Raw genomic sequence first — 2601 nt, 5'->3', positions numbered from 1 at the left:
TGGCTGGTGCTCAGCGGTTTTGTGCTGGGCGCAGCGATCCGCAAAGTCGGCCTTGCACAGCGCTGGGCCAACTGGCTGGTAGTACCGCTCAGTCAAAGCTGGCCGCGCATGATTGCAGGAACCGTGCTGCTGACTTATCTACTGGCGTTTGTCATGCCCTCAAATATGGGACGCATCGCGCTGCTGATGCCGGTGGTGCTGGCGATGGGCGAACGCGTGGGAATCAGACCGGGCAGTCGCGGCAGTATTGGCCTGGCGCTGGCGGTGGGATTTGGCACTTTCCAGCTCTCTGCCAGTATTTTGCCCGCTAACGTGCCCAATCTGGTGCTGAGCGGCGCTGCGGAGAGCGCGTATCAGCTGCATCTGCAATGGCTGCCGTGGTGGTTGCTGCATATGCCGGTTGTGGGCATCGCTAAAGGATTGTTGTTGATTGCTTGCCTGCTGTTTCTGTTTCGAGCGCAGCCCAAAGCGGTGCTACAGCGCGATAGCTTAAGCGCGCTCAGCCGCAGCGAATGGCGCTTGATAGGCCTGCTGGCGATCACCTTGCTACTGTGGATGACCGACAGCGTGCACGGCTTACCGGCTGCATGGGTAGGATTGGCCGCCGCCTGCATCTGTTTGCTGCCGCGCGTGGGTTTTATCTCCAGCGATGACTTCGCCAGCGGGGTGAATTTCCGCACCTGCATCTACATTGCCGGGATTCTCGGCGTCGCCACGCTGGTGGTGGATTCCGGCCTGGGACGGATGATCGCCAACGCGCTGCTTAACGTACTGCCGCTGCAGGATCATCCATCCTTCAGCAATTTCGCAGTACTCAATGCGCTGGTGTCGTTGCTGAATTTTGTGCTCACCGCCAACGGCGTACCGGCGATGGTGACGCCGATGGCGCAAGAGCTGGCGAACGCGTCCGGCTTTCCGCTGCTCACCGTGATCATGTTGCAGGTGTTTGCTTACGCCACGCCGCTGCTGCCGTATCAGGCATCGCCGGTGGTGGTGGCGATGGGACTCGGCAATGTTCCGGCGAAGGCCGGTTTGCAGCTGTGCGCGCTGATTTTTCTGCTTAGCGTGCTGTTGCTGTTACCGCTGGATTACCTGTGGTTTCGGCTGCTAGGCTATGCCTGATATCTCCGCCTGAGAATGCTTATGCCAGCCAATAACGATTGGGTTGATTTTCGTCGTGACGATGAGACCGGGATTGAAAGCGTCAACGCGCATTTTCGCGGACACGCATACGATCCGCACGATCACGACGAACTGCTGGTGGGCGTTACGCAGCAAGGTTTACAACGCTTCAACTGCCACCGTTCGCTGCACACCAGCACGCCGGGACGGGCAATTCTGATTGAACCAGGCGCGGTTCACGATGGACACGCGCCGGACGCCGAGGGTTTCACCTACGTGATGCTTTATTTGCCGCAGAGTTGGGTGGCGGAGATGATGCAGCGGCGCGGATTGGGCGATGTGTCGAATATCGAAGGCGCTTTTCGCCACACGCTCACAGATGATGCATTGTTAGCCAGCGCCATTCAGCAAGCCTGGTTTGCGGTGCATCAGGGCGAAGGGCGGTTGGCGCGCGATCAAAGTCTCGATCACTTGCTTACCATGCTATCGCGCCATCTGGATACCAAACCCAGCGTGCAGCACAGCGAAGCGATGCGTCAGATGCAGTTGCTGCGCGACTATCTGCACGATTTTATGGCGCAGGATATTGGTCTGGATGAGCTGTCGCGCCTTTCCGGCATCGATCGTTTCCGCCTGACGCGCCAGTTCAAACAGGCGTTCGGCCAATCGCCGCATGCTTATCTGGTTCGTTTACGCTTACGCAGCGCACGCACCTTGCTGGCGCAGGGCATTGAACCGGTAAACGTTGCAGCGCAGGTAGGATTTGCCGATCAAAGTCATCTCGGCCGCTGGTTCCAGCGCGCCTATCGCATGACGCCCGCCGCTTATCAACGTCAGTGCACAAACGTTCTATACGCTTCCCCGCTCGCTCTTAGATGATGAGGTTTTCGTTGTCATTGGAGAGTTGTTGCAGATGTTTGATACCAAAATCGCCCTGATCGTACGTGATGATTTAGCCACCTGGCAGCGCCTGAATGTGGTGGCGTTTCTCGCCACCGGCGTAGCGTCCGCCGCACCCGAGATGATGGGCGAACCCTATGTTGATGCCAAAGCGCGACAGTACGGCAACATGGCGGGCCAGCCGATGCTGGTGTTTGCCGGGGATTTAACCGGTTTGCAGCGCGCGCATCGTCAGGGATTGGAGAGTGAGCTAACCATTATTCCTTACGTGGAAGCGATGTTCTCCACCGGCCACGACGCGGCGAACCGCGAAGTGTTTATGGCGGAGGATGCCGATAATTTGAATCTGGTCGGCATTGCGCTGCGCGGCCCGAAGAAAGCGGTGGATAAGGCGATTAAGGGATTGGCGTTGCACGGGTAAGAAGGGTGCGCATTTATGCGCACCTGAATTTATCCGCCGCACTCAGCAACAAATCTTCCCGCCCACGCAGCGCCAGCAGCTCCAGCCCAATCGGCAAACCGTCGGCGCTGAATCCTGCCGGAATACTGATCGCCGGTGCGCCGGTCACCGCTGAAATC

4 protein-coding genes are annotated in these 2601 nt (G+C 58.4%); 3 read left to right on the top strand and 1 reads right to left on the bottom strand.

Annotated elements, in window-relative coordinates; genetic code table 11:
• The 3 genes from RTY00_RS22415 to RTY00_RS22405 all read left to right on the top strand — a co-directional run.
• Nucleotides 1-1122, top strand: a 1122-nt coding sequence (locus RTY00_RS22415; RefSeq protein ID WP_312666331.1) for an SLC13 family permease, incomplete at its 5' end; no start/stop codon positions are given.
• A gap of 21 nt (nt 1123-1143) precedes the next feature.
• A complete protein-coding gene (locus RTY00_RS22410) occupies nt 1144-2001 on the top strand; it encodes an AraC family transcriptional regulator (RefSeq protein WP_312666329.1) in 858 nt (285 codons plus the stop codon).
• A 34-nt stretch (nt 2002-2035) separates the two neighbouring features.
• Nucleotides 2036-2443, top strand: coding sequence for a DUF2000 family protein (locus RTY00_RS22405; protein WP_312666327.1), 408 nt, complete (start codon nt 2036-2038; stop codon nt 2441-2443).
• A gap of 13 nt (nt 2444-2456) precedes the next feature.
• Here the strand turns inward: RTY00_RS22405 and RTY00_RS24730 are convergent, their stop codons facing one another.
• Nucleotides 2457-2591, bottom strand: coding sequence for an amidase family protein (locus RTY00_RS24730; protein ID WP_409519163.1), 135 nt, complete (start codon nt 2589-2591; stop codon nt 2457-2459).
• Nucleotides 2592-2601 lie beyond the last annotated feature (10 nt).

Source organism: Pantoea sp. CTOTU49201 (assembly GCF_032054795.1).
Lineage (GTDB): Bacteria > Pseudomonadota > Gammaproteobacteria > Enterobacterales > Enterobacteriaceae > Pantoea > Pantoea symbiotica.
The sequence above is the reverse complement of the archived record's forward strand: the minus strand, read 5'-3'. Positions and strand labels throughout refer to the sequence as shown.

Coding starts and splice junctions, on each gene's coding strand:
- RTY00_RS22410 (WP_312666329.1), top strand. CDS start 1,144: ATGCCAGCCAATAACGATTGGGTTGATTTTCGTCGTGACGATGAGACC.
- RTY00_RS22405 (WP_312666327.1), top strand. CDS start 2,036: ATGTTTGATACCAAAATCGCCCTGATCGTACGTGATGATTTAGCCACC.